Here is a 26783-nt window from a genome sequence, read left to right on the forward strand (position 1 = left end):
AGAGCTATCCGTAGGATTTTAGGTGGCAAGGCTGTAAGTTTTTTTAGTTGGAGGTAAGTTGTTTAAGGCTTGTAATTCTTGACTTGAGTCTAGGTCACAGCAAAACCTTATAATCAACAATTTTTTATCGCATTTGAAGAATGACCATTGCAGCATTATTGTAACAATCATTCTTAATTTTAGGCAAACTAAAATAGTCATTCTTGAAAATTTGCTGATTTGCAGGATTTAAGGTATTTTCACAAAACTCTTGAGAGGAAACACTGTTTACACAATTCAAAAACAGTATTTTAAATAGATTCCGCTAAAGTAAATTAAACAAACATACCAAACCATGAATCCACTGAAAAAAGAAGATATAAATCAAGAAGTTTTTGAGCTATATGATGACTATGCCCACAATAAGTTGGATAGACGGCAATTTATTGAAAAACTGTCAGTCTATGCAGTAGGCGGCTTAACTGTTTCTTCCCTCCTCAGTTTCATCCTGCCCAATTATGTGGATTCCATTTTGGTAGAACCCAATGATCCAAGATTGAAGTCCAAATACATCAAATACAAATCACCAAAAGGAGGCGGAAAAATTCGCGCCCTTCTTTCCAGACCCAAAAAAAGTAAATCGAAGTTCCCAGGAATCATTGTAGTCCATGAAAATAGAGGGCTCAATCCCTACATTGAAGATGTTGGGCGAAGGGCTGCAATTGAAGGATTTATAACAGTCGCTCCAGATGCACTGACCCCATTAGGCGGCTATCCTGGCAATGATGACGAGGGAAGAGCTTTGCAGCAAAAAAGGGATAAAAATGAAATGCTCGAAGATTTTATTGCAGCCTATCAATACCTTCAATCTCACAAGTGTTGTAATGGCAAAATAGGGGTTGTCGGTTTTTGTTTTGGAGGTTGGATATCCAACATGATGGCCGTAAGGATTCCTACTCTTTCAGCAGCAGTTCCCTATTATGGTAGTCAACCTTCGGAAGAAGATGTACCACAAATCAATGCTCCACTGATGCTTCAATATGCAGGTTTGGACGAGAGAGTCAATAAAGGTTGGGAGGCTTATGAAGCAGCCCTCAAAGCCAATAATAAAGACTATGTAGCTCATTTCTATCCAGAAGTAAATCATGGATTTCACAACAATACAACTCCTCGATACGATGAAGTTGCAGCCAATTTATCGTGGAGCCGCACCATTGCATTTTTCAATGACAAGTTGCAATAAAGAAATCAACCTTTTCTTCAAAGAACCAAGGTTTTTTGCATTCAGTAGTCAGCCATATTTATCTTAACAATTAAAATTCCTCAAACAACTGTTTATCAGTGTGTTTTTTTCATTTTAATTTTGATTTACTACTTAATACCGCACTTCTTCCACACCAATCACACTCGCATTACCCAAATACCAATTGTAATCCGTCACCGTAACCGCACCGTCCAAATTGCAATCACCTGAATAGTAGCCATTCAACTGCGAAATTTCAGATACAAAACGGTTGAAATCCTCCACATTCACCACGCCATTCCCATCCATATCCCCCGCAAAACAAGCATAAACGCCATTCCCCATATCTGCCAACTGTGTAGCACCTTGCAGCACTTCGTTGGGGTTCGTGAAGTCTAAAATTTGTGCATTAGACAGAGAAATAGTATTTGCAGAAAGCAAAGCCAAATGATTGCGAAATTTGATGGAAACGAAATAGTTATCACCACTCCCCAATTCTTCAAAAATCACTCCTTTCACGTTTGCATCCTCTTTCGCTGCAATGTCGACCACACTCCCATCCGCCAACAACCAAGCCGCTTTTTGCTGCAAAATTTGCCCCGCATTGTTGGCATTTCGCAGCTCCACCAAACACCAATCCACCACATTTGCAGGGAAATCGGTACTGCTTGTCACACTTTCTGAACCGTTGTAGTTCCACGGTGCGACATTGAAGGGCTGACTCAAAGGCAGTAAATTGTTTTGACGCAAATCGGTGTTCATCATTCCCGTTGAAGGATTGTAAGCTGCTTGCAATCTTGCATTTAGGCGAACTTCACTTGGCGCACGATTGACCGCATTCACGCTAAAAGCATCAAACTCCAAAGCATGTGCCCAACCCGACCGTACTCCTTCATAGTAAAATCCCACTTCCTCAATATCGTCAAAATCCACTGCTGCAAAAGTTTCCGAAGCACCCGAAAAATCGAAATCCGTAGCCGTAGGATTGAATACTGTCCATCGTTTGCCTACCAAATTAGAATTGTTGAAGCCCTCCAAACCAATCGCTCCCTCTGTGTTGCCAACAAATTCCGAGATGTAATAGCCTCCGTTTTGCTTCACCACAAACCGTACTTCAAAGCCTTCTCCACTCGCTATCAGTATGTTTACTTCCAAAGAACTGTTGTCAGCATCTTCGTCAAAACCCACTTGCACCAAGTCCATGTTGTTCAAAAACTGGTCTTTGCGCCACATAAACAAGGTGCGAAGTGTACTCGGCTGACCTTCGGGTGCAACTGCAAAAGCCCAAAATCTATTGGACGCAAAACCATTGTCATTCGTGCGAAGATCCCAACTGTACCCCAAATCAGCCATCGGTGTATAATCTATGAAAGCACCGCCATAAAACTCAGATTGTGAATCACCTGTATTAAAAAAATGGCTGCCATCGGCTGTGCTAAATTCTGCTAAATACTGCGTATTGCCGTTGATGCCCTGCAAATTTCGATTCAAACTTACCTCGTCAGGTACATTCGCTCCTTGAAAGTCAATAACGGTCGCCATTGAAGGCAATTGAAGAAAATACTGCACTTCGTTGTCCGTACTCGTTGAAGCCAAATTTGCCGTTCCTGTGCTGCTATTTTGCACACTTCCTGCTGCAATATCGGCGATAACCGTTCCGTCCGATGTCATGCCACTCACTTCAATATTGAAGATTGTACCGTTGTTGGGTGCGATTTCGGTGACAACTGCCATTGAAGGGTTTGCTGTTCCACTCAAATCCACATCGCTGCCATCGAAGCCAAAAACCGATTCGCTGAACACTGCTGTAAAATGCACATTTTCCGCAAAAGTGGGGTCGACTTGATTGGCAGCTTGATTAATCGTCACCAAAGGAGGATTGGAAAGGTAAAAATCCACCACATTGTCAGTACTCGTTGAAGCCAGATTTGCAGCTCCCAAAGCATTCACAACTACTCCTTGTGGAATCGCTGCAATGACCGTTCCATCTGTGTTCATCCCACTCACTTCAACCTGAAAAGTCGTGCCGTCATTCGGTGCGATTTCTGTCACAATTACCGTTGTTGGATTTGCCGTTCCACTCAACTGCACATCGTTGGCTGTAAAACCTGTAACCGATTCGCTGAAAATAGCGGTGAAATAGACGGGTGCGGTCAAAGCGGGGTCGGCTTGATTGGCAGATTGATTGAGCGTCACCGTTGGTGGATTGGCAATGTTGAACTGCACAATGTGGTCGGCAGAAGTTGCTGCTCGATTGGGATGTCCTACACTGTTGGTGCAAACATTGACGGGAATCTGGGCTATTACTGAACCTGACAAACTCATGCCACTGAGGAGGATATCGTAGGTTGTGCCATCGTTGGGGACGATTTCGGTGACAGTAACGTTTGTCGGCAAAGCTGTTCCTCCTATCGTTACATCGCTGTTATTGAAGTTATTGGTCGGTTCGCTAAACTTTGCAGTGAAGTGAATCGGACTGCTAGCGGTTGGGTCGTTTTGGGTATCGGATTGATTGAGCGTGACCGTAAATTCTTCTGCATTCCGGCTGTAAACGGTGAATGTATCAAACTGAAAATCATGGCTCCAACCACTTCTTTCGGCTTGATACACAAATCCTACTTCAGTGACATCATCGAAGTTCACCGCTTCAAAATCCACCAATGGAAAGGGAATTTCAAAATTGTTGGTAGTTGGATTGAAGATTCGCCAACGTTTGGTAGGCTGACTTGATTGGTTGAAAAGCTCTAAATCAAACGTTCCGTCGGGGCCCGAACGTATGTAATCGGAAATGTAGTAGATCGAGCCATTTTTGACCACAAAACGCAAGTGTCCATCCGAATACATCGAAGGAGTATGAAGCTGCAATTTCCCAACCGTTACATTTGCAGCCGCACTCATACCGTTCAAAAACTGCGCTTTTTTCCACAAAAAGATGCCGTTCAGTTTGGTATAAATATTCTCGCTGCCATGTGAAGCTGCTACAAATACGTTTCCTGCTCCCCAATTGCTCAAATTGTAAAGGTAGCCGCCCAAAGGATTGCTGGCATAGTCTATCGTCAAACCTCCATAAAATTCACCTTGTGCATAGCCACTGCAATTGAAACTGTGGTCGCCATTGGCTGTGCTAAAAGGCAAAAATAATCGGTTGGCTTCAACAGTTGGCGCTCGATTCGTTGTGACGGTGGAAGCCTGCAATTCATTTCCTTGAAAATCAATCAAAACAGTACCATTTACAGGACTATTTTCAGTTGTCGGATTGAGCCACCAAGCCGGTGAATTGCATTCCATAAACTGCTGTACAGCAGCATATTTGGGAACGGACATATATTCTTGTCCATAATTCTCTAAAATGCCCCAACTGCCCCATTTACTTGGGCTTCCCATCGAACTGAAAACGGCAAAAAGTTCTCCTCCTGCCAATTTCCAACGCTCCAAATAGTCCAAATACAAGTCTTTCATTCGGGGATGTCGATTGGCTTCAATAAAGAGATTGGTCAAAGTTTGGTTGTTTTCTGCGCCATAATACCCCACCAAATGTGGTCCACCTTCGTAGGCAATCATGGAAACATTGTGGTCGGCAGCATTGATGCCCTGCTTCCGAACGCCTTCCATCATCACAGAAATATCGTGTTCGCACCTATCCAATATTTCGTCAATGGACATGGCGGCGACCTCGTTTTGGGTATCTGGACTTCCCAAATTTCCGCTAAAATAAGGTGCAATTGCCAAGGCATCGGTTTTCAAATAAGCATTGTTGTAGTCCAAAATTTGCGCCGAACCCCACACATTCACATTTTGCCAAGCCAATACCCGCTGCAATTGGTCTGTGCCGCCAAATACAGTTTCAAAAATATCGAAAATTTCAACTGAACGTTTGGAGTAATAAAAGTTTCTTCCCTCCCACTCATTGTCCGCCAAACCTTGTGCTACGCCCTGTTCGCCAGCATAGGTAGCTTGGTCAAACTGTCCGTTCCAGACTTCATTGGAGTATTCGATATAGACTTTGAGATTGGGGTCTAAGTCGTTTTTGAGCATGGTCGCAAATTGGGTGATGTAGTTGTCATCGGCTTGGTGCGGAATACAAATCCACGCATCGGTCTGCAAAGTATTTGCCAAATCAATGCAATACTCCAATGCCACGCCATTGGAACGCATTTGGCTTTGGTGGTTTGGGCTGGTGCGTTCAGCCCAAGTCTGCGTGGGATTGTTGTTGGTGTTGAGCCAATCCATGAACCGAATGGTTTTGAAGTTTTTCCAAGTATCCAAAAAAGTGGGGTGAAAGGGTTCGGTTTGGTAGGTGGATTCAAAGCCTGGCATCACGAGGCGAATATTTCGGAGGTAATTGCCTGTATTGTTGGGGTCGGTGGCGAGGATTCGCAGCCAAATACCTGCGTTTCCTGCCGATACATTTACTTCAATATGTCCTGAAGCCACCTGTGTCCACGAACTTACATCACCTACAAAAGCAAACGTTCCTTCACCTTCATAATAGAGGTTGTAAATCCCCGCAGGTCGGTCTGCTACTCCGTCCAACATGACCGTTTCGACATATTGTTCTGTTGACAAACTCGTGACCCAACCCAAATTATCGGTGGCTATGGCAGGGCCTTGCCCCCATGCAGCATCTGGATGCTGTGATATCCAAGGTCTTGCAGATTTGAAAACATCCACAAAAGCATAGCCTTCTGCCCAAGAAACAATGCCTGATAGGTTGATGGCAAGTGGACTATCATCGTTTGCAGGGGGTTGGGATTGAAGGGAATGGAAGGTGGAGGAAAGGAGGAATAGGAGAATTAATATGTTGGGGGTTTGCATGGAGTTTTTATTTTGATAGTTTGTTTTGTGGAGTAAACGTAATTTTATGGAGTTGGGTTTTTCTAAAAGTAAAATCAAGAAGTTCGTTTTTGAGCACAAAAAAAGGTCATGTAAAACTTTGGTCTTATACCTTCCTCCCCCAACACTCATCTAAAGTATGCAAAAAAACCTCGCACTAGGATTCTCATGGTACACCCACAAATCCGCAATCGTAGTTGTGTTAAGGCATTGGGTGAGTGTTTACACAACACTCAAACACAAAAAAAGGATGCAATTCCTAAAAATCACATCCCTTCCGTTTTATATTTCTAAGTGTATTTCGCTAATAAACCAATAACTAATCCCCAATCCACTAATAACGATAGTATTCTGGCTTGTATGGTCCACCGACTTCCACATTGATGTATTCAGCCTGTTCGGTAGTCAATTCTTCCAATTCCACACCGATTTTTGCCAAGTGCAAACGAGCCACTTTTTCGTCCAAGTGTTTGGGAAGCATATAGACTGCATTGTCGTATTTATCACTGTTTTCCCAAAGCTCCAACTGCGCCATCACCTGATTGGTGAAGGAGTTAGACATTACGAAAGAAGGGTGTCCCGTAGCACATCCCAAGTTTACCAAACGACCTTCTGCCAATAAAATCACATCTTGTCCATCCACAGTATATTTATCAACTTGAGGTTTGATGTTTACATGCGTATGACCATAATTGTCTTTCAGCCAAGCCACATCAATCTCATTGTCAAAGTGTCCGATATTGCAAACAATCGCTTTGTCTTTCATGTTGCGGAAATGCTCGCCAGCTACTACATCTTTGCAGCCTGTAGCTGTCACGATGATGTCACCACGTTTTACAGCATCCGCCATTTTTTTGACTTCAAATCCGTCCATTGCAGCCTGCAAAGCACAAATTGGGTCAATTTCGGTTACGATTACTCGGCATCCCGCACCTCTCAAAGAAGCAGCAGAACCTTTTCCTACATCACCATAACCAGCTACAACTGCTACTTTACCAGCCATCATGATGTCCGTAGCACGTCGAATCGCATCTACACAAGATTCTTTGCAGCCATATTTGTTGTCAAATTTGGATTTTGTCACCGAATCATTGATGTTGATAGCAGGAAGGGTCAAAGTACCGTTTTTCATGCGCTCGTACAAGCGGTGAACTCCAGTCGTTGTTTCTTCCGAAATACCACGAATACCCTCTACCATTTCAGGGTAACGATCCAAAACCATATTGGTCAAATCACCACCATCGTCCAAAATCATATTCAATGGTCGAGAAGTATCTCCAAAGAACAAAGTCTGCTCAATACACCAGTCAAATTCTTCTTCGTTCATGCCTTTCCAAGCAAAAACAGGTACACCCGTTGCAGCGATTGCAGCAGCAGCATGGTCTTGCGTAGAAAAAATGTTGCAAGACGACCAACGAACTTCTGCGCCCAAAGCGGTCAAAGTTTCAATCAAAACAGCCGTTTGAATTGTCATGTGCAAACACCCTGCAATGCGTGCGCCCTTCAAAGGTTGTGTTGCGCCAAATTCTTCACGAATCGCCATCAAACCAGGCATTTCTGCTTCCGCCAATTCCATTTCTTTGCGTCCCCAATCTGCCAGGTTGATGTCTTTTACTTTATATGGCAATTTTAAATCTACTGTCAATTCCATACGATACTTTGTGTTTATGGATTTTTATTAAATAAAATATTCTTGTTAAATTTATTATTCCTCAACAAACCAAAATCAATTTGGTTCGCCCGATGGCTTATTGTGAATTAGACTGCAAAGATACCAAGTAATCTATTAAAATTAGAATTGAACGATTAAGGTTCACGGAAGATTTTGCAGGCAGGAGGCTTTTGAAGTTTATCCTCAAAACGTGGAGAGATTGACAATCAGTTTTTTCTTAAAAGAAAACTTCAAATGTATTGGTTTTATACCTCATCTACCATCACTTCTTCTACCTTTTTTTTCTTTTTGAAGGGTCTGATAATCAGTCGTATCCCTTTGTCATAATTGAAGTAACTCCACATCCAGTTCACAAATGTCACCAATTTATTTCGAAAGCCCACCAACGACATTAAATGTACTGCCATCCACATATACCAAGCAATAAAACCTTGTGATTTGAATTTCCCAACTTCTACCACTGCCCGATTGCGTCCAACAGTTGCCATCGATCCTTTATCCTTGTATTTGAATGGCTGCATCGTTTTGTTTTGCAGCAAATTATCCAAGTTTTTCGCCAACAACTGCCCTTGCTGAATGGCTGCAGGAGCCACCATTGGATGACCTTTTGGGTTCTTTTCGGTAATCATTGCAGCTACATCACCGAGTGCAAAAATATTGGAATACCCTTTCACCTGACTGAACTCATTGACCAAGATTCGACTACCTTTACCAATCACATTTTCATCCATGCCTTCAACGACCGCACCTTTCACGCCAGCCGACCAAATCAAGGTGTTTGTAGGAATTTGGTGTTCAGTATTTGTGTAAACTATATGACCATCATAGTGCTTCACCGCCGTATTGAGCCACACATGCACATCAAATTTCTTTAAAAACTGAACCGCTTTTTTGCCCGATACCTCTGACATACCATTTAGCAAGCCGCCTGTTGCTTCAATGAGGTGAATTTGCATCTGCCGTACATCCAACTCAGGGTAATCTTTGGGTAATACATGCTCTTTCAATTCACCCAAAGCACCTGCCGTTTCTACACCAGTCGGACCACCACCTACAACAACAACATTCATCAATGCTTCTCTTTCTTCAATACTTGTAGCGAGCAGTGCCTTTTCAAAGTTCTGAAGCAACAAACTGCGGAGGTCAAGGGCTTCTGCCACGCTTTTCATCGGCATACTATTGTCCTCTATTTCCTTCATTCCAAAGAAATTCGTAGTAGAACCTGTTGCAATCACCAAATAATCATAGCGAACCTCTCCAATGCTTGTCAGCAATTTGTTCTCCGATGCAATGATTTCTTGCGCCTCTGCCAAGCGAAAATGGAAGTTTTCTTGGTTTTTGAAGATTTTTCGCAAAGGATATGCGATGGAGTCGGGTTCTAGACCTGCGGTAGCTACTTGATACAGTAAGGGCTGAAAAGTATGAAAATTGTTTTTGTCAATCATCACCACCTGCACCGCTTTTTTTCGCAATTTTTTAGCCAATTCTATGCCTCCAAATCCGCCGCCGATGATGACGACACGAGGATTGTTGGTTTGTGGCAAGGGAATTTTTTGCATTTATTTCATTCTATTTGATTCAATATATGAACACTTTTGAAGCAAAATAGATTTCATTTTCCATAATTGTCATCCCAATCTTTTACATGTGGTTCACCCAATTTATCTACTGACTTTGCCACCAACATCGAAACCGTTGCATCCCCTGTAATGTTTGTGACTGTTCGACACATATCTAAAGGGCGGTCAATCGCAAAAATCAAAGCCAAACCCGCTTCTGGAATCCCCGCTTGACCCAAGACAATCACCAACATGACCATGCCCGCGCCAGGAACCGCCGCTGAACCAATTGAAGCCAAAGTAGCCGTAGCAATAATTCCTAACTGAGCCGATAAACTCAAATCCATTCCAAAAGCTTGTGCAATAAATACAGCCGCAACTGCTTGATACAGACTAGTTCCATCCATATTCACCGTTGCTCCAATGGGCAGTACAAAACTCGCTACTTCTTTTTCTACGCCCAAATGTTCCTCCACTCTTTCCATCGTGACAGGCAGAGTTGCAGCACTTGAACTTGTCGAAAATGCCAACAACTGAGCAGGGGCAATGCCATTGAAGAAAAAACTAGGGCTTTTGCCTGTGAAAATCTTAACCAAAGTAGGATACAAAACGAAGGTAAGCAAGCCCAAACCTATCAATACTGAAAAAGCATACCACAACAAGGCAATGAATAAATCCGCACTCGGCGACTCGACTACCAGAGACGCTAAAAGTGCAAAAACCCCATACGGAGCTGCCAACATAATCAAGTCTATCAACTTCAAAATCACCTCATTCAATCCGTCAAAAAAAGCTTTGACGGGAGCAGCTTGCTCTACAGGAATAAGAATCAATCCAATACCAAAAAAGATCACAAAGAAAATTACCTGCAACATATTGCCATTGTTGGAAGCAGCTGCAAAAATATTGGACGGCACCAAATCCTCCAATGCTTGCAGTGGACCTTGCTTTTTTTGCCCCTCTGCATCTACAATCCGTTTGTTGGCATCCTCTTTATACGTTTCTACCAATTGTTGTCGGGTCTCTTCCGAAATAGACTTTCCTGGCTGCAATACATTGACGACCAACAGACCCAAAGAAACGGCAAAAATGGTGGTGAGAATGTAAATACCGATGGTACGTCCGCCCATTTGCGAAAGTTTGGAAATATCTTTCAGGTCAGAAATACCTTTGATTAGAGAGGCAATAATCAAAGGAACGGCAATGAGTTTGAGAGAATTGATAAAAATCGTTCCAAAGGGTTTGATCCAATCGGTCACAAATCCATTCCACCCCATTGTGTTAGCTATCAAACCAAACACAACTCCAAAGAGCATACCCAATAAGATTTTCCAATGTAGTGCAAGTTTTTTCATACGATGTATAGATGTTTTTTGTTGATTGCTCAATATAAACATTTTTGTAGAATTGAGAACTCTCTTGAGACTTTTCCTTACTTTTGAAATATGGAAAATGACATCAAGAAAGCATATCATCCAGGCGAATTTCGCCAACAGGGACATCAACTTGTGGATTTATTGGCGGACTATTTAGAACAATCTCAAAACCGCCAAGACATTCCTATTTCCGCTTTGATAGCACCCGAAGAAATGTTTGCACAATTGGATTTGGATTTAACTGCTCCTTCTAACCTTTCTATTGAAGAACTTTTCAAACCCATCTTTGAGCAAACTACGCATCTACAACATCCTCGTTATGTAGGGCATCAAGTGACTGCTCCTATTCCTTTGAGTGGTTTGACAGAAATGGTGACAAGCGTAATGAATGGCAGTGGTTCGATGTACGAAATGAGTGCTTCGGGAGCTGCAATGGACAAAATCGTTGTGGATTTCATGCTGCAACATTGTGGCTTTGGCGAGTCCGCCAATGGCATTTTGACCTCTGGTGGCACTTTGGGCAATCTCACTGCCCTCTTGGCTGCAAGACAAGCAAAAGCGGGCTACGATGTGTGGGAGGAAGGTGTGCAAAATGACTTGGCGATTATGGTGTCAGACGAATCGCATTACTCTATCAGTCGGGCGGTGAAAATGATGGGAATGGGTGAAAAGGGGATGGTAAAAATACCTACTGATAGCGAGTTTCGGATAGATATTTCTAAACTGGAAGAAACGTATCAATCGGCACTTCAAGATGGGAAAAAAATCATTGCCGTAGTGGGCAATGCTTGTTCTACTTCAACGGGTTCTTTTGACGATTTGGAGGCATTGGCTATTTTCTGCAAAAAGTACCAACTTTGGCTTCATGTAGATGCAGCGCATGGTGGTGGATTGTTGTTATCGGATAGCTACCGACACCTATTGAAGGGCATTGAAGCGGCTGATTCTGTGGTGATTGATTTTCACAAAATGATGCTGTTTCCCTCCTTGGTGACTGCCGTTTTGTTTCAAAATGGACAAACTTCACTGAAGGCCTTCACCCAAAAAGCAGACTATCTGGCAGTGAAAGAGGGCGAAGATAATTGGTCTGATTTTTTGAAAAGAACGATTGAATGTACCCGTCCGATGATGGGCGCAAGGGTTTACACCGTTTTGCGAGCTTATGGAGGAACGGCAATTGGGAATTATGTGACGGCTGCCATTGACTTGGCAAAACAATTTGCAGCAATGATTTCAGAAAGTGATGATTTTGAAGTAGCGATTGAACCTTCCTGCAATATCGTTTGCTTTCGGTATTTACTTCCAAAAAACTACTCTATCAATGACTTCAATGCCAAATTGCGTTTAGACATGCTGCATGATGGCCGTTTTTTTATCGTCCAAACTACGATTCGTGGACAGATTTATTTGAGGGTTTCTTTGATGAATCCGTTTACGACATTAGCAGATTTAACAGAACTCTTGGCTAAATTAAGGGAATTGGCTAATCTCTAAAATCTACTTTTACGTGTGTGCCATCGCAGTAAGGTTTGTTTTTCGATGCTCCACAACGACAAAAAGCAGTTGTTTTGTTTTTCACTTCCATGTTACCACTTTTATCGGTTACTTTCAGTGTTCCATAAACCAACAGAGGTCCATTGGGTAAGACTTCTACCTTGGTTTCTAGAGACTCTGTTTCTTGATTTTCTTCGCCATTCATATAATAACTCAATGCACCTGAGGGGCATTTCTCTACTTGTGCTTTTAATTCTTCTGTAGAAGCATTTTCAATTTTGATCCACGGTTGTTCGTTCGGCTTATATACATTTGGCAAAGTCTGAACACAAATGCCTGAGTGAATACATTTTTTAGGTTCCCATACCACTGTAATTTCACCGTTTGAATACTCTTTAGTAGGTTGTTTAGTTGCCATAGTGTTGAAAATTTATATCATGTAAAGCATGAAAACACAAAATTGTTCAAAATTTTTGCGTGCATTTTTATTAGGATTGGCAAAAAATAAAAAGACACAATACAAAAGAAAATAATCCCTATGTATTGTGTCGATTTTTTAGGCATAGCTATTCTGAAATTTCAGATTTCCCGTCTTTTCAATATCAGTTCAGTAGCAGATTTAAGTTTTTTACTATGAGAATGGCTTTAAGCTTTCAAAGTTATCTAATTAAATATTTTTTTTATTATCGTTTCTGAAATAGCGTTTACGAAATTGTAAGTGGTTTTAACAAAATGCGTAAACGCATAAGGTGGATCAAAATTTAAAAAATTTGTATGCCATTCATTTATTGCATTAAATTTCACTTTTTATACATTAATTAAAAATATTTATGCGGTGATTAATTGAAATATGAATTGATTTTTCAAATTTATTACAAAACCTATCCAATTACAATAATGTAATTTTGCAAAAATCAAGTTTTCATCTTGATTTTTGGCACATATCTAATAATCCAATATTTTGATAGTGAGACAGATAATTTGCTTATTGAACTTTGATTTCTTTTTTCTAATCAAGAACTTTAGTGTATAAAATTTTTAATTCCTTTCTATATGCAAATAATAAATCAATTCATTTCCTCATTTAAATCAACAAAAAAGAATCGAAAGAATTATATTAACTCACTGATTATAATTTATTTATCTCTAGTAAAAACAACTGCAAGAAGTAAAACACTGATTTTTAGCACAAAAATTGCGGTTTGATTGTTTACATTTTTGATCCTTGTGCAATAAAACTATCAAGTGGAGTAGAACAATACTATTTGACCAAATACTTGGCTTAGATTGTCTAAGCCAGAAAAAATGAAACTACCTCTATTATGTCTGATAAACAATCTAATAAGCTATCTGTCATAGCACCTTATGTACCGCCTACCTTGATGAAAACCATCACTGCAGCCAAAGAACTACCCTTAGAGCCTGTTGTGGAAGAATTTGATGCAGCTATCATGTTTGCAGATATTTCGGGATTCACCCCCCTAACAGAGGCATTGGCAGAAAAAGGAGCAGAAGGGCCAGAAGAATTAACCCGTATATTGAATGGTTATTTCACCCGCATGATTGCTATTATTGAAAGCGAAGGTGGAGAGTCGGTTCAATTCAGTGGTGATGCTGTGACAGTCGTTTTCCCAACCCGAGGTGAAACAATGGGTATGGCAGTCAAAAGAGCCATGCAAGCTGCAAAAGCCATGCAAGCTGCAATGTCTGATTTTAGAGAATTGAAGACCAGTATTGGTATTGTTGCCCTTCAAATGACCATCAGCATTGGAGTGGGACACCTCAAAGGAATTCAAGTAGGTGGTGTTTTCAACAGGTGGGAATATATCATTGCAGGAGATCCTCTTAGACAAATCGGAGAAGCAGAGCAAAAGGCGCAAAAAGGGGATATAGTATTAAGCGATGAAGCATTGGAGGTGATTTATCCCAATTGGTTAACCCCCATACCTCTTGAGCCTATAAATTACGAAACACTTGACAATAAAGATTTTGTAGAGCAATATGCCAAGCGATTTTTGGCGGGTTCGGTATTGTCTTGGCTCAACAAATCATTGCAAGGATGGTTAGCAGAGTTGCGTCCGATGAGTGTTATTTTTGTGGGAATCGAAGGATTAGACTACGATCACCCACAAGCCATCAAATATTTGCAGCAGTTTGTACAAATGGCGCAAGCAACTACTTATCGCTACGAAGGTGCTATTCGCCAATTAGCTGTAGATGACAAAGGAACAGTATTGTTGATTTTGTTTGGTGCGCCCCCTTTTGCACATGAGGACGATCCTGCAAGAGCAGTGCGGTGTGCAATGGATTTACAAAGTTGGATAAGCGACCATCCTGACTTCCCATTTAGTTTGAGTGTGGGAGTGACTTCTGGACGTGTATTTTCGGGGCCTATGGGAAGTCCTAATAGAGCCGAATATACAGTTATTGGAGATGTGGTGAACTTGTCCGCAAGGTTTATGGGCAAAGCAGGTAGCGGCAATATCATGTGTGATTATGAGACCTACCGTTCTGCAAATAACCAAATTACCTTCAATAGCCTTACACCCATTCGAGTGAAAGGTAAGAGTGGTTTGATTCGTGTATATCAACCTACAGGAGCAGCCAGCAGTAAGTTGCACAAAAAAATAAGCAGCAAACTGATTGGTCGTCGCACAGAACTACAACACTTGATGGATACTTTTATCAGCGTCCAAAATGGTGAAGGACGTATATTGAGTATTGAAGGAGATGCAGGAGTAGGTAAATCACGGTTGGTCAAATCCTTTATGCAGTACCTTCAAGAAAGTGCTTTTACCTATCTTATCGGAACAGGATCGAGCATCGAACAAAAAACACCCTATCGTGCTTGGCGAGATATATTGAGTGACTTTTTTGGATTGGAAGCCATCAAAGATCCTATCGAAAAACAGATTTTTGTAGCAACTACCATAGCAGATTTGATTCCCGATCAAATCGAACGTCTCCCATTAATCAATGACATTCTAAATCTTGGTATTGTAGAAAATGAACTGACCGAGCAGTTAAGTCCTCAGTTGCGACAACAAAGTTTGAACATATTAATTATCGAACTCCTCAAGGCTTGGGCAAAAGAAAATCCCATGATTTTGATCATGGACGATGTGCATTGGTTTGATAAAATGTCTTGGGAACTGATGCTCAATGTAAGTCGCTCACTTTTGGTAGCGAAAGTGCCGCTTATGTTGGTGAACATCTTGCGTCCTTTGGATGACAACTATCTCAACCGAATGTATTACGATCAACTGCAACAGTTGGAAGTTGCCGAAAAGCTGACTTTAGAAGTATTGAGTTCAGAAGAAATCATTGAGTTGGTGGTTCACCGCCTAAAAATTGAAGCGGGAGATTTACCTGTAATGCTGGCAGATGCAGTATTGAAACGAGCAGGCGGAAATCCTTTTTATGCCGAAGAATTGATATTTACACTTCGAGATCAAGGCTTTATCGAATTGAAGAAAGAGGGTGAGAAAATGAAATGTGTTGTAAAAGGAGATTTAAAAAAGGCGACCCAAAAACTACCTGAAAGTATTCAGGGCTTGATTTTGGCACGTATTGACCGCCTACCTCCTGAGCGTCAATTGATATTGAAAATAGGTGCAGTCATTGGACGTACTTTTGCTTATACACCCCTACACTACACGCTCAATCAATACATTCCGCTAGATGCAGGGGAAATCAATGATCATTTGAACAAATTAGAGATTTTAGATCTTACACCTTTGGAAATCCCTGAACCTGATTTGGCTTATATCTTCAAACACATCATCACCCAAGAAGTTGCTTATCAGACACTTTTGTTCGCACAAAGACGACAAATACACCGCACAGTTGCCAAATGGTTTGAAGATACTTTCCGCAAAGAAGGCTTTGATATGCTTGCACCATATTATCCCTTGTTGGCCTATCACTATCAGATAGCCGAGGACACAAAACAAGAAAGACATTATTCGAAATTGTCAGGCGAACAAGCTGCCCGACAATTTGCCAACGAAATGGCGGTCGGATATTTTAGCCGTGCATTGGAATTGACGGATGAAGATGAATATGAAATCCGCTATGAGATTCTAAAAAATCGGGAAAAAGTCTATGACTTGCTCGGTAAAAGAACAGAACAATTGAAGGATGTGGAGGAAAGGATGGCAGTGGCAAGTCAACTGGATAATTTTGATAACGAAATCGAAGTAAAATTGCGATTGGTCAATTATTACAAAACCATTTCTGATCATGAACAGGGAATTGCAGTAGTCCAAGAAATAGTGACTGACAACAATAAGGTGGATAATATTCGATTGATTGCTGATGCTTACTTTTGGGGGGCAGTGATTGCTTATGAGCAAGCAAATTATGTAGATGCTGAATCCTATTACAAAGATGCGTTATCTATTTATCAACAAACGGAAAATGCGAAAGGTCAAGCGGAGGCACTTCAAGGTTTGGGAATTTTGGCAAGAACGCAAGGTGAACCAAAAGCTGCAATGAATTTCTATCAGCAGGCATTGGAGTTTGCAGAACAAAGCGGTGATAGAAGGCTGCAAAGTACGATTTTTCACAACATTGGCATTGTTTACAACATTCAGGGCAAGCTCAAATTGATGGAAGATACACTTTCCAAAGCTTTGTATTTGTATGAAGAAATTGGTGACAGACGAAATGTGAGTTATGTCAACTTCAATCTCGGAACGCTTAATTTCTTGAAGGGATACTATGTAGAAGCCAAAAAATACTACGAAAAAGCCATCAACCTCTGTCGAGAAACCAATAATCCGTATGTGGAAAGTTCAGCCTTAGGATATTTGGGGGGTACACTGCAAAATGTGGGCTTGTACAATGAGGCAAAATCTCTTTTTGAAGCGGCCCTTCAATTGAACCGCAAGGTGGGCAATCGCAGTGAGGAAAAATATACCTTGTCGAATCTCAGCGAGTTGCATCTACATATAGGAGATTATCAACAAGCCAAAGAGTTTGCCCAAACAGCTTTGAAATTGGCGCAAGAATTGAAAGATGGACACATCGAAAGTCATGCACTTATATTGTTGGGGCATATCACCTCCGAATTGGGGCAGTATGAAGAAGCAGAAACGGCTTATCAATCGGCGTTAGATTTGCGAAAACAAGGGAAATCCAGCCTTGAACCTTTGGCGGGTTTGGCATTGGTGACTTTGGCTCAAAACAAGTCTGAACAAGCTCTGCAATATGCTGCTGCAATATTGGCTTTTGCAGAAAGTGCGGGAGATATACCGAGTACTCCTGATGTATTGAAGGCTTACTTGCATTGTTATCAAGTGCTTTTGCAGCAACAAGATGCTCGTGCGAATGACATCTTGAAAAAGGCCTACCTATTGCTTCAAAAAGCGGTGGCGAAAATTCCCGATGAGGCAATGGGTTATTCGTTTTTGAACAATGTGGAGGTGAATAAGCAGATTATGGAAGCCTATCAAACATCGGAGTGATTTTCTGAGGCAGGGAGGTTTTTAACTCATTTGACGTAAAATTGAACGCAGAGACGCTGAGACAGGGAGGTTTTTAACTCATTTGACGTAAAATTGAACGCAGAGACGCTGAGGCGGGGAGGTTTTTAACTCATTTGACGTAAAATTGAACGCAGAGACGCTGAGGCAGGGAGGTTTTCTTTTATGGTGAGACTTTTGAAGTTTCTTTTAGAGAGCCTACTGATTTTCAAACATTCCAGCTCTTTCAGAATAAACTTCAAAAGTCTTTCTCACATTGATGCTTGTTTCTAAACATCCATCGAATCAAAGCCCTTTATCTTGCCTACATTTGCAGCACTCACTACCTCTAAGTCAATCTTTCGAGAGGCTAAATCTGCTTTGACCACTACTACCTTCACCTCACTACCCAACTGGTATTTTCTACCCGTATTGTAGCCTACAATGGCGTGTTTTGAATCTTCAAAAGTGTAATGGTCGTCCATCAAGGTATTGATATGCACCAAACCTTCGCACATGTTTTCTTTCATTTCTACAAAAAAACCAAACTTCACCACACCCGAAATCACGCCTTCATAGACTTGACCAATGCGACTACTCATGTATTCGACCTGTTTGTATTTCGTTGAAGCACGCTCGGCTGTCACCGCTTTTCGCTCCATTGCAGACGTGTGTTCACATTTCTTTTCAAGGGCGTGAATGTCAAATTTAGGCTTAGGGTTCTCCTTCAATTGCTCCGCCAAAATGCGGTGTACCATCACATCAGGATAGCGGCGAATTGGTGATGTGAAATGCGTATAGTGTTTGAATGCCAAACCATAGTGTCCAATATTTTTGGTCGAATAGGCAGCTTTTGCCATTGTCCGAACCGCTAGGGTTTCAAAAAGATGCTGTTCAGGCTTTCCTTGCACCTCGTTTAGTAGCTTGTTAAGAGAGTTCGATATTTCTTCCACCGAATCAAATTCCATTTCATAACCAAACGCTTTTGCGAAATCTTTAAACTCCGCCAATTTTTCCTCATCGGGTGTAGCGTGAACTCGATTGACAAAAGGCACATTTTTGTCAGCGTATTTTTTGGTATTCACAAATTTCGCCACCGAACGGTTGGCTAACAACATGAAGTCTTCAATCAGTAAATTAGAGTCCTTCGTTTCTTTGATATAGACATCAATCGGCTTGCCTTCATCGTCCAAAATAAATTTAACTTCCTTGCTGCCAAAGTTAATGGAACCTGCTTTCATGCGTTCGGCTCGGAGTTTTTTGGCCAATTCATTCAAAACGTGCATTTCCTCGGCATAATCTCCTTCTCTTGTTTCTATCACCTCTTGCGCCTCGCTGTAATTGAAGCGTCTATCCGAATAAATGATGGTTCGGCCGAACCATTCTTTTACCACCTTTGCATTTTCTGTCATTTCAAATACAGCCGAAAAGCACAGTTTTTCTTCATGAGGTCGAAGTGAACACACGAGATTCGATAACTTTTCGGGGAACATCGGTAGTACTCGATCCACCAAATAAACAGAAGTTGCTCTTTTGTAGGCCTCGTCATCCATTGCAGAACTTGGCTTTACATAATGCGCTACATCTGCAATGTGTACACCAATTTCCCAATTTCCGTTATCCAATTTTTGAAGGCTCAAGGCATCATCAAAATCTTTGGCATCTTTTGGGTCAATGGTGAAAGTGGTAATCTGACGAAAATCACGCCGCTTGGCAATTTCTTCTTCGGGGATAATTTGACTGATTTCTTCGGTTTCTTTTTGGACCTCTTTGGGGAAGGTCAATCTAAAACCATTGTCCACCAAAATGGACTGCATCTCTACATTATTGGTACCAGGTTTGCCCAGCACTGCAATGACTTCCGCTTTAGGGCTTTTTTCGTCGGTCTCCCAATCCGTCACCCGAATCAAAACCTTATCACCATCTTCGGCATCTTTGGTTTTGCTAAGGGGAATGAAAAAGTCGAAAGTGACACTTGTTTTGTCTGCAATAAAAAAAGCAAAACGCTTCGACAATTTGATGATGCCCACAAATTCTTGTTGGCTTCGCTCCAATATCTCCAATACTTTACCTTCGGGTCGTTTGCCCCGTTTTCTGTCCATTTCCACAGACACACGCACTCTATCACCGTCAATAGCTCGATTCAAACGACTTGCAGGCACATACGCATCTCTTTCCAGTTGGCTCGATACAATAAAAGCAGATCCACTGCTTGTCATATCCACCACACCTTCAACTTCTATTTTTTCGGTACTTCTACCACTTCTGCGTTTATCACGATTACCAGAGCGAATTTTATCACTATTGATACTGAATCTATTACCTCGCTCGCTTTTGTTCAGCAAACCTCGTTTCCACAGTTCATTTGTCGCTTCAATGGCTTCATCTTTGTCGACTTTGCTTTTTCCGAGTTTGCGCCATATTGCAGTGTAGGTAAGCGATAAGGTGTGGTCGTTGTTAAAAATTTTCACAATTTTGTTGGCTAAGGGGCTAGATTTCTTATTGGAATTTCCTCTACTGGATCTTTTGGGTTTCTTCAATTTTTTATTATTTTTTGTTTGTTAAATAGTTGCTTGTCAATTGGTAAAAGCGATTTTTGGTATAAATACTGGAGTTAAAAGGCAGGTTATCAATATGGGTAAGAGGCTGTCGTCTATTACAAAGATACACTAAAAAAAAGGAACGTATCTTATATTTTATGAGGTCTTTGGCTTCCTGTCTAAATTTCTCATTTTCTTCTTCAAAAAAAGTGCGACCATGGTAAATACAATTATTATGCACACAAAGTTCATTCCATGTTTGATTTTATTACTTTTTGAACAAGAACTGCTCTCCTAAAAAGAACTTATGTACAGTATGATTTACTTTTTGCTGTACTGGGCATTCTCCGATTCATTCATCGGAGCAAGCTCTGTTCAAAAACCTACTCCAATACCACCACTTTCTCCCGCTTCAATGCTCGTCCATCTTGTAGCCAATTAGCGATGTAAACGCCTGCCCGCAAATCGGAAACATCCCATTGCTGCCCACGATTGGGATTAGATTTACCAAACAACCTTTTTTATTTTACCCTCAAAATTGTTTTTATTCCCCTAAATATACTAACTTGTTTCCTGTACGTTATTTCTATTGAAGAAAGCCATCCATCTGACATATAAATTGAATTTTTCACCACTTTTTTTTACATTTACCCCTTTAATAGTATTCAAAAACCTTATGAATATCCTAAAAGTAACTTTTTTATTTCTTATCAGTTCCCTTCCTCTTTTAGCACAAGAAACGGCTATATATACCCAACCCTATAGGGACTTCAAAAAAGCACAAGAACACTACAACGAAGGAAACTATTCCTTGGCACAGCAATATTTTGAGAAAACCCTTGACCTACCCAATTACAGTTTTACGGATGAAATGGAATTGGCAAAAGTGCAATCACTTTATTATCAAGCAATTTGTGCCTTGAAACTCGAACAACCAAATGCCGAAATGTTGCTAACCCGATTCATAGATGAACAAAACAATCCCTACTATGAGGGTTTGGCGCACTATCAATTGGGCAAAATCTACTTTGATAAAAAACAATACCGAAACGTTATTTCCGCTTACGAAGACATTGATTTGGCTTCCTTATCCGAAGCAGAACGTAGCGAAGTACAGTTTCAATTGGGGTACAGTTATTTTTCCAGCAAAAAATTTGACAAGGCAAAAGAATATTTGTCCAAAGGCATCAATACCCGCAATGATTACTACTATCCTTCCAACTATTATTATGGTATGATTTCTTTTTTTGAAGGAGATTATGACGATGCTTTGTTGAGTTTCAGAAAGGTAGAAAAAGAAAAAACCTACTCACAAGCCATTCCGTATTACATCACCTATATTTATTATTCCAAAGGTCAATACAGTGAATTGCTGCAATATGCAGAACCAAAAACCAGTCAAAACATCAAATACCGCAACGAAATCAATCAGTTGGTTGGTCAAACCTATTTCAATCAGCAGCAGTTTACCAAAGCGCTTCCTTACCTTCAATATTATTTTGAAAACACTCCGCAAGTTCGCAAAGATGTCATTTACCAATTGGCATACACCCAATATCAGGTTGGTCAATACGAAGATGCCATCACCAACTTCACCGAACTCAACACATTGAAGGATTCTATTGGTCAAAACGCCATGTACCATTTGGCGGCAACCCATTTGAAGGTCGACCAAAAAACGAAAGCCCTCAATGCTTTTGACCAAGCTTCAAGATTGGATTTTGACCCAGTTATCAAAGAAATTTCTACCTTCAATCACGCCAAATTGTCCTACGAATTGGGATTTCACAGCACTGCAAGCGCACGTTTTCGCTATTTCATTGCCAACTATCCGAATTCTCAATATTACAACGAAGCCACACAATTGCTGGCAAGTTTGTTTGAAAATACACAAGACTATCAAAGTGCCTTGGAGTGGCTTGAAAGCATTCCCAACAAAACACCTGCCTTGGCTCGTTCTTATCAGAGAGCTTTGTATTACCGTGGTGTAGAATACTTTAGCGATAAAAATTTCGCTCAAGCAACGGAATTATTCAACAAATCACTCCAAAATCCTTATGATGAAGTAGTCGTTGCATTGGCACATTTTTGGAAAGGAGATATTGCGTTTCGTCAAAACCAATACCCCGATGCTTTCGGTAGCATGGAGGCATTTATAGGTACATCACAAGGACGAGTTGTGAGTGATAAGGTGAATCCTGCTACTGCAAATTATACGATTGGTTACAGCTTATTCAATCAAAAAGAATATGGTGATGCCAAAACCTACTTTGAAAATACTGTCAATCTGTTGGCAAAAAAACCTGATATTTTATTGGACCAAAATTCAGTGTTGGCACAAGTGTATCCTGATGCCATCCTCAGAACGGGCGATTGTTATTTCATCAAAAAAGAATACGCTGCTGCTCTTGCTCAATACGATAAAATACTACAATACAAGCTGCGAGGTGCCGATTATGCGTATTACCAAAAAGGTATGTTGTCGGGATTGATGGGTCAATACAAACAGAAAATTGACCAACTCACTTCTATGACCAACAATTTTTCGACCTCCTATTATGTAGATGATGCTTTGTTTCAGATTGCAGAAACCCATTTGTTGATGAACAATCCGCAAGCTGCTATCAATACCCACAAACAACTTTTAACGAAACAGCCTGATAGTGAATACGTTCCAAAATCTTTGTTGAATTTAGGACTTATTTATTACAACACAGGCGACTACACTAATTCTTTGAAGTACTATGAAGAAGTATTGAAGAAATACCCAAAATCGGATGAAGGACAAGGAGCTATTTTAGGAATCAAAGATGTATTCATCGCCAAAGGAGATGCAGCAGGTTACGTTCAATTCCTCAAACGTTTCCCTGGCATCAACATCAATCCTTCGGCACAAGATACGCTGACTTTCCGCATTGCAGAAAACTACTATACCAAAGGTGATTGCAACAGTGCTGTCAAAGAATTTACCAAATACTTGGCAGAATATCCAAACGGTTCTTACCAATTGTATGCTTATTTCTACCGTGGTCAGTGTCTTTACAGTCAAGAAAGTTATCAACTAGCAGGTAAAGATTATGACTATATTCTAGCACAGCCAAGAAGTATTTTCACCGAACAAGCACTGGACAAAGGTTCTCGAATAGCTCTCTATATCAACGATGACTATGCCAAAGCCTTCAAATATTATGAACAACTCTATGCTATCACTTCTCGAAAAGAATTGGCAGTCAATGCGATTAGGGGCTTGGTCAAATCGGCTCACAAACTTGGAAGGCTTGCGGATGTGGTGAAATACGGTGATTTATTGCGAAAACACGAAAATGCAACTGCTGAAGATAAGTTGGATAGCTATTTTGCGGTGGGAGAATTGGCTTACCAAAACAAGCAATATCCGCTTGCGGTCACCAATTTGGATGAAGTCGTGAAAAGAACAACCAACGAACAGGGCGCAAAAGCACGCTACTATATCGCTGACATCAAATACAAAAACGGTCAATACGATGCAGCACAAGAATATGCCTTCAAGGTCATCAAAGAAACGGAAGATTATGAATATTGGATGGTGAAGAGTTTCATTCTGTTGTCAGATGTTTATGTTGCCAAAAAAGACATTTTCCAAGCCAAAGCAACCCTTGTGAGTGTGATTGAAAATTATGCACCTGAGGATGAATTGAAGAAAGAGGCTCGTGCCAAACTCAACAAAATCTTGGAATTAGAGAAATCAGGTAGTAAATTGAAAAGTGATAATACTGGTGGGGATCTTGAGTTTGATAATCAGTAAAAACTAATTTTGGACTACCAATATGAAGCAAGAAAAAAACAACCCATCAGGGAATCTGTATGATAGAATCTTCAAAGAAAATGCAGAAGCACTTTTCATTCCATTGATTGAGCAAGAACTTGACATCAAAATCATTTCGTACAAACCGCTTCAAGAGAAAATGACCAAAACGATTGAGCGAGAAATGGATTTCTTTTACCAAGTTGTGACAGATGAGAACAAGAAAATTTTGCTACACATTGAGTTTCAAACTCAAAATGACAAAAACATGATTTACCGTATGGTTGAATATCATGGTTTGGCATTTAGAAAACACAAACTACCTATCAAGCACATTGTCATTTATTTGGGAAAAGGCAAGCCGAGCATGAAAACCAAATTGAAGGATGAAGAAAAGTTTGAAGGTTTTGACTTGATAAATATCCACGAACTTAATACAACTCAATTGCTAGGTTCTCAAGTTCCAGAAATTGTACTTTTAGCCTTATTGAGTAATTATGAGGTGGAACGAACAGACGCTATTTTGCGTTTAATAGTGATGCAACTCAAAGCGGTGAGTAAAACTCCCGAGGAACTATCAAAGTACCTTCAACAACTAATTGTTCTTTCGAGGTTGCGTACTTTAGAAGATTTAACGATTAAAATAATTCAAGATATGCCGATAACTTATGATATCAAAAAAGATGCTCTTTACAAAAAAGGAAAGGAAGAAGGGATTCAAGAGGGAATTGTAGAAGGAATCCAAAAAGGAATCCAAAAAGGAATTCAAGAAGGAATTCAAGAAGGAATTCAAAAAACTCTTGAAAATGTAGCTATTAACTGTCTCAAACAAGGCAAAAGCTACGAAGAAATAGCGATTATGACTGGGCTTAGTATATCTCAAGTACAAGATATTGACGAAAAGCGCAAAAAATAAACAGAAAAAAACGAAACCAAACGTACATAATGAATCATAAAACCATATTTTTTTTCCTCCTTATCTTCAGTCAGGTAGGATTGCTTTTAGCACAGAATCCTGACGGAGACAATGGGTTGGACATTGACCCCGAAGAAATTGACATTGTAAAACCCTTTGAACCCACCTTGGCGGATGCAGTAAAGGTCGAGTTTTCACCCGATTTGCCGAGTCCCGAAGAAATCAAACAAAACCAACCTACTTTTGGCAACTATCAAGTTCCGAATCGCTTCTTAACCATTGCCTATCAGCCTCCTACCTTGAAGCCCTTGGCTTATGAGTCGGAAAAAAATGGTAAAAAAGACGGTGAAGACCTTCACAATGCATGGATTCGTGCGGGTTTTGGTACACAAAGTACGCCTATTTTGGATATTGCATTGAGCAGTGGCAAATCAGATAAATATGTGATTGGCGCAAATGGAGGATATATTTCTTCAAAAGGTAAATTGGATTTTCAGGATTACAGCCGTACCAAAGTAGGTGTATATGGAAAAGTATTTACCAATGATGCGTTCTTTGGCGGCAACATTAACTTCAACCGCAATGTATTTTACCAATATGGCTACGACCAAACCGATACAACGTTGGTGTTTACAGAAGATGAGGTGAAACAACAATACAACAAAATTTCTGTGAGGGGTGAAATGGGCAATACTGCCGAAACCCGCTCCGAAATGGATTACCATGCAGAAGTCGGTTTTCACAACTACCAAAATAAAAACTTTAACGTCACAGAGAATAATTTCATTGTGAAAGGCAATGCAGAAAGACCTTTGAACAGCGATTGGTTTGTAGGAGGTGATGCTTTTTTGCACTTCAACAATGTAACCGACACCGATACGAGTAATGTCGGCAATGTGGTTTTGAACCTGCTTCCCAAAATCACTTACAAATCGTCTTTTGGGACTTTCACAGGTGGGGTGAACTTGGGTTTTGACGACAATAACATATCTCCTTTTCCTTATTTAAACTTAGAAGCCCGTCTCGTTCCAGATAGATTGACCCTTTACGGAGGTTGGCAAAAGCAGGTACTTAAAAACAGCTACATGTCTATTACCGAAGACAATCCTTTTGTGATGCCTTTCTTTTCGCTTCAAAACTCAGAAAAGGAAGACCGATATATTGGTGCAAAAGGCGCAGTAAATGGTATCTCCTTCAATGCACGAGTAGGACAAGAAATCACAGATATGCAGCCATTGTATGTCAATGACGCAGTGGATGGTAAAACCTTTCAGGTGATTTTTGAGCCTGAAATGAAAACCATTCACCCACAGGTTGAGATTGCGTATCAGTTGGGCGAAAAACTCCTTACTTCTTTGGTCTTCAATGCGTACAGTTACACATTGCAGGAGGAGGTAGAAGCTTGGCATTTACCGAGTGCTCGCATTGATTTAAGGGCAGAGTTCAAAATGATTGAAAATCTTGATTTGATGGGTGAACTGTTTGTGATTAATGGCATGAAAGGAAAATTGGTGGATGGCACAGCGCAAGATTTAAAAAATTATATGGATTTGAACTTTGCAGCCAAATACAAATTGTTTGAGAATCTTTCAGTCTTTGCCAACCTCAACAATGCGCTCGGCATCAAGGCTGAACGCTATTTGAATTATCCAACTTATGGGCTGAATCTATTGGGTGGAGCGATATTGAGATTTTGAGATTATACAACCTTTCTCCGTATAGTTAAAATTGAATATTTAATATAATTGATGGGCTTGATGATTCTGCTTCTATTGATGGAAGAGGGTTATCAAGCTATTTTTTTGAGGTTAAACGGCGTAATCAACCTGCAAATTGTATTGATTATAGTCTTCTATCTAGTGCCTGAACGGAAACTCTCAATCATTTGACTATCAAAACATAGCTAATTGTTTAAACAAACG

13 protein-coding genes are annotated in these 26783 nt (G+C 40.5%); 6 read left to right on the forward strand and 7 right to left on the reverse strand.

The window, feature by feature from the left end; genetic code table 11:
* Positions 1-334 precede the first annotated feature (334 nt).
* On the forward strand, positions 335-1222 hold the full coding sequence (locus tag R3E32_27680; GenBank protein MEZ4888536.1) for a dienelactone hydrolase family protein: 888 nt from the start codon (positions 335-337) through the stop codon (positions 1220-1222).
* Positions 1223-1354: 132 nt separating this feature from the next.
* Here R3E32_27680 and R3E32_27685 read toward each other — a convergent pair whose 3' ends face one another.
* The 4 genes from R3E32_27685 to R3E32_27700 all read right to left on the reverse strand — a co-directional run bounded on the left by R3E32_27685 (position 1355) and on the right by R3E32_27700 (position 10641).
* Positions 1355-6037, reverse strand: coding sequence for a hypothetical protein (locus R3E32_27685; protein MEZ4888537.1), 4683 nt, complete (start codon positions 6035-6037; stop codon positions 1355-1357).
* A 352-nt stretch (positions 6038-6389) separates the two neighbouring features.
* Positions 6390-7706 (reverse strand): adenosylhomocysteinase, encoded by a 1317-nt coding sequence (gene ahcY, locus R3E32_27690; protein MEZ4888538.1) that lies wholly within the window; start codon positions 7704-7706, stop codon positions 6390-6392.
* A gap of 266 nt (positions 7707-7972) precedes the next feature.
* The gene (locus R3E32_27695; GenBank protein MEZ4888539.1) at positions 7973-9286 is read right to left on the reverse strand and encodes an NAD(P)/FAD-dependent oxidoreductase; all 1314 of its coding nucleotides are present in this window, start codon (positions 9284-9286) and stop codon (positions 7973-7975) included.
* Positions 9287-9339: 53 nt separating this feature from the next.
* Positions 9340-10641 carry a dicarboxylate/amino acid:cation symporter gene (locus R3E32_27700; GenBank protein ID MEZ4888540.1) on the reverse strand — a complete coding sequence of 434 codons (1302 nt, stop codon included), beginning with the start codon at positions 10639-10641 and terminating at the stop codon, positions 9340-9342.
* A gap of 90 nt (positions 10642-10731) precedes the next feature.
* On the opposite strand from R3E32_27700, the gene R3E32_27705 reads away from it, so the two are divergent.
* Positions 10732-12156, forward strand: coding sequence for an aminotransferase class I/II-fold pyridoxal phosphate-dependent enzyme (locus R3E32_27705; protein ID MEZ4888541.1), 1425 nt, complete (start codon positions 10732-10734; stop codon positions 12154-12156).
* On the opposite strand, the gene R3E32_27710 is transcribed toward R3E32_27705, so the two are convergent.
* On the reverse strand, positions 12146-12574 hold the full coding sequence (locus R3E32_27710) for a (4Fe-4S)-binding protein (GenBank protein MEZ4888542.1): 429 nt from the start codon (positions 12572-12574) through the stop codon (positions 12146-12148). The two genes, R3E32_27705 and R3E32_27710, sit on opposite strands and share 11 nt — an antisense overlap.
* Before the next feature lie 904 nt (positions 12575-13478).
* Between R3E32_27710 and R3E32_27715 the strand changes: the two genes are divergently transcribed.
* On the forward strand, positions 13479-17624 hold the full coding sequence (locus R3E32_27715; protein MEZ4888543.1) for a tetratricopeptide repeat protein: 4146 nt from the start codon (positions 13479-13481) through the stop codon (positions 17622-17624).
* Positions 17625-17911: 287 nt separating this feature from the next.
* On the opposite strand, the gene rnr is transcribed toward R3E32_27715, so the two are convergent.
* Together rnr and R3E32_27725 are read right to left on the reverse strand one after the other, a co-directional pair.
* Positions 17912-20161: a ribonuclease R gene (gene rnr, locus R3E32_27720; GenBank protein ID MEZ4888544.1), complete on the reverse strand. Its 2250-nt coding sequence runs from the start codon at positions 20159-20161 to the stop codon at positions 17912-17914.
* A 383-nt stretch (positions 20162-20544) separates the two neighbouring features.
* Positions 20545-20676 (reverse strand): hypothetical protein, encoded by a 132-nt coding sequence (locus tag R3E32_27725; protein MEZ4888545.1) that lies wholly within the window; start codon positions 20674-20676, stop codon positions 20545-20547.
* 161 nt (positions 20677-20837) lie between these two features.
* On the opposite strand from R3E32_27725, the gene R3E32_27730 reads away from it, so the two are divergent.
* The 3 genes from R3E32_27730 to R3E32_27740 are packed head-to-tail and all read left to right on the forward strand — an operon-like array spanning position 20838 to position 26558.
* Positions 20838-23945, forward strand: coding sequence for a tetratricopeptide repeat protein (locus R3E32_27730; GenBank protein MEZ4888546.1), 3108 nt, complete (start codon positions 20838-20840; stop codon positions 23943-23945).
* 22 nt (positions 23946-23967) lie between these two features.
* Positions 23968-24861 carry a hypothetical protein gene (locus R3E32_27735; GenBank protein ID MEZ4888547.1) on the forward strand — a complete coding sequence of 298 codons (894 nt, stop codon included), beginning with the start codon at positions 23968-23970 and terminating at the stop codon, positions 24859-24861.
* Positions 24862-24890: 29 nt separating this feature from the next.
* Positions 24891-26558: a TonB-dependent receptor gene (locus R3E32_27740; GenBank protein ID MEZ4888548.1), complete on the forward strand. Its 1668-nt coding sequence runs from the start codon at positions 24891-24893 to the stop codon at positions 26556-26558.
* The last annotated feature ends 225 nt before the right edge of the window (positions 26559-26783 follow it).

The sequence above is a fragment of the Chitinophagales bacterium genome, from assembly GCA_041392475.1.
In the GTDB taxonomy this organism is placed as follows: domain Bacteria; phylum Bacteroidota; class Bacteroidia; order Chitinophagales; family UBA2359; genus JAUHXA01.

What these genes read in the sequence shown, in the direction of transcription:
- R3E32_27680 (MEZ4888536.1), top strand. Translation starts at nt 335, where the DNA reads ATGAATCCACTGAAAAAAGAAGATATAAATCAAGAAGTTTTTGAGCTA.
- R3E32_27685 (MEZ4888537.1), bottom strand. Translation starts at nt 6,037, where the DNA reads ATGCAAACCCCCAACATATTAATTCTCCTATTCCTCCTTTCCTCCACC.
- ahcY (MEZ4888538.1), bottom strand. Translation starts at nt 7,706, where the DNA reads ATGGAATTGACAGTAGATTTAAAATTGCCATATAAAGTAAAAGACATC.
- R3E32_27695 (MEZ4888539.1), bottom strand. Translation starts at nt 9,286, where the DNA reads ATGCAAAAAATTCCCTTGCCACAAACCAACAATCCTCGTGTCGTCATC.
- R3E32_27700 (MEZ4888540.1), bottom strand. Translation starts at nt 10,641, where the DNA reads ATGAAAAAACTTGCACTACATTGGAAAATCTTATTGGGTATGCTCTTT.
- R3E32_27705 (MEZ4888541.1), top strand. Translation starts at nt 10,732, where the DNA reads ATGGAAAATGACATCAAGAAAGCATATCATCCAGGCGAATTTCGCCAA.
- R3E32_27710 (MEZ4888542.1), bottom strand. Translation starts at nt 12,574, where the DNA reads ATGGCAACTAAACAACCTACTAAAGAGTATTCAAACGGTGAAATTACA.
- R3E32_27715 (MEZ4888543.1), top strand. Translation starts at nt 13,479, where the DNA reads ATGTCTGATAAACAATCTAATAAGCTATCTGTCATAGCACCTTATGTA.
- R3E32_27730 (MEZ4888546.1), top strand. Translation starts at nt 20,838, where the DNA reads ATGAATATCCTAAAAGTAACTTTTTTATTTCTTATCAGTTCCCTTCCT.
- R3E32_27735 (MEZ4888547.1), top strand. Translation starts at nt 23,968, where the DNA reads ATGAAGCAAGAAAAAAACAACCCATCAGGGAATCTGTATGATAGAATC.
- R3E32_27740 (MEZ4888548.1), top strand. Translation starts at nt 24,891, where the DNA reads ATGAATCATAAAACCATATTTTTTTTCCTCCTTATCTTCAGTCAGGTA.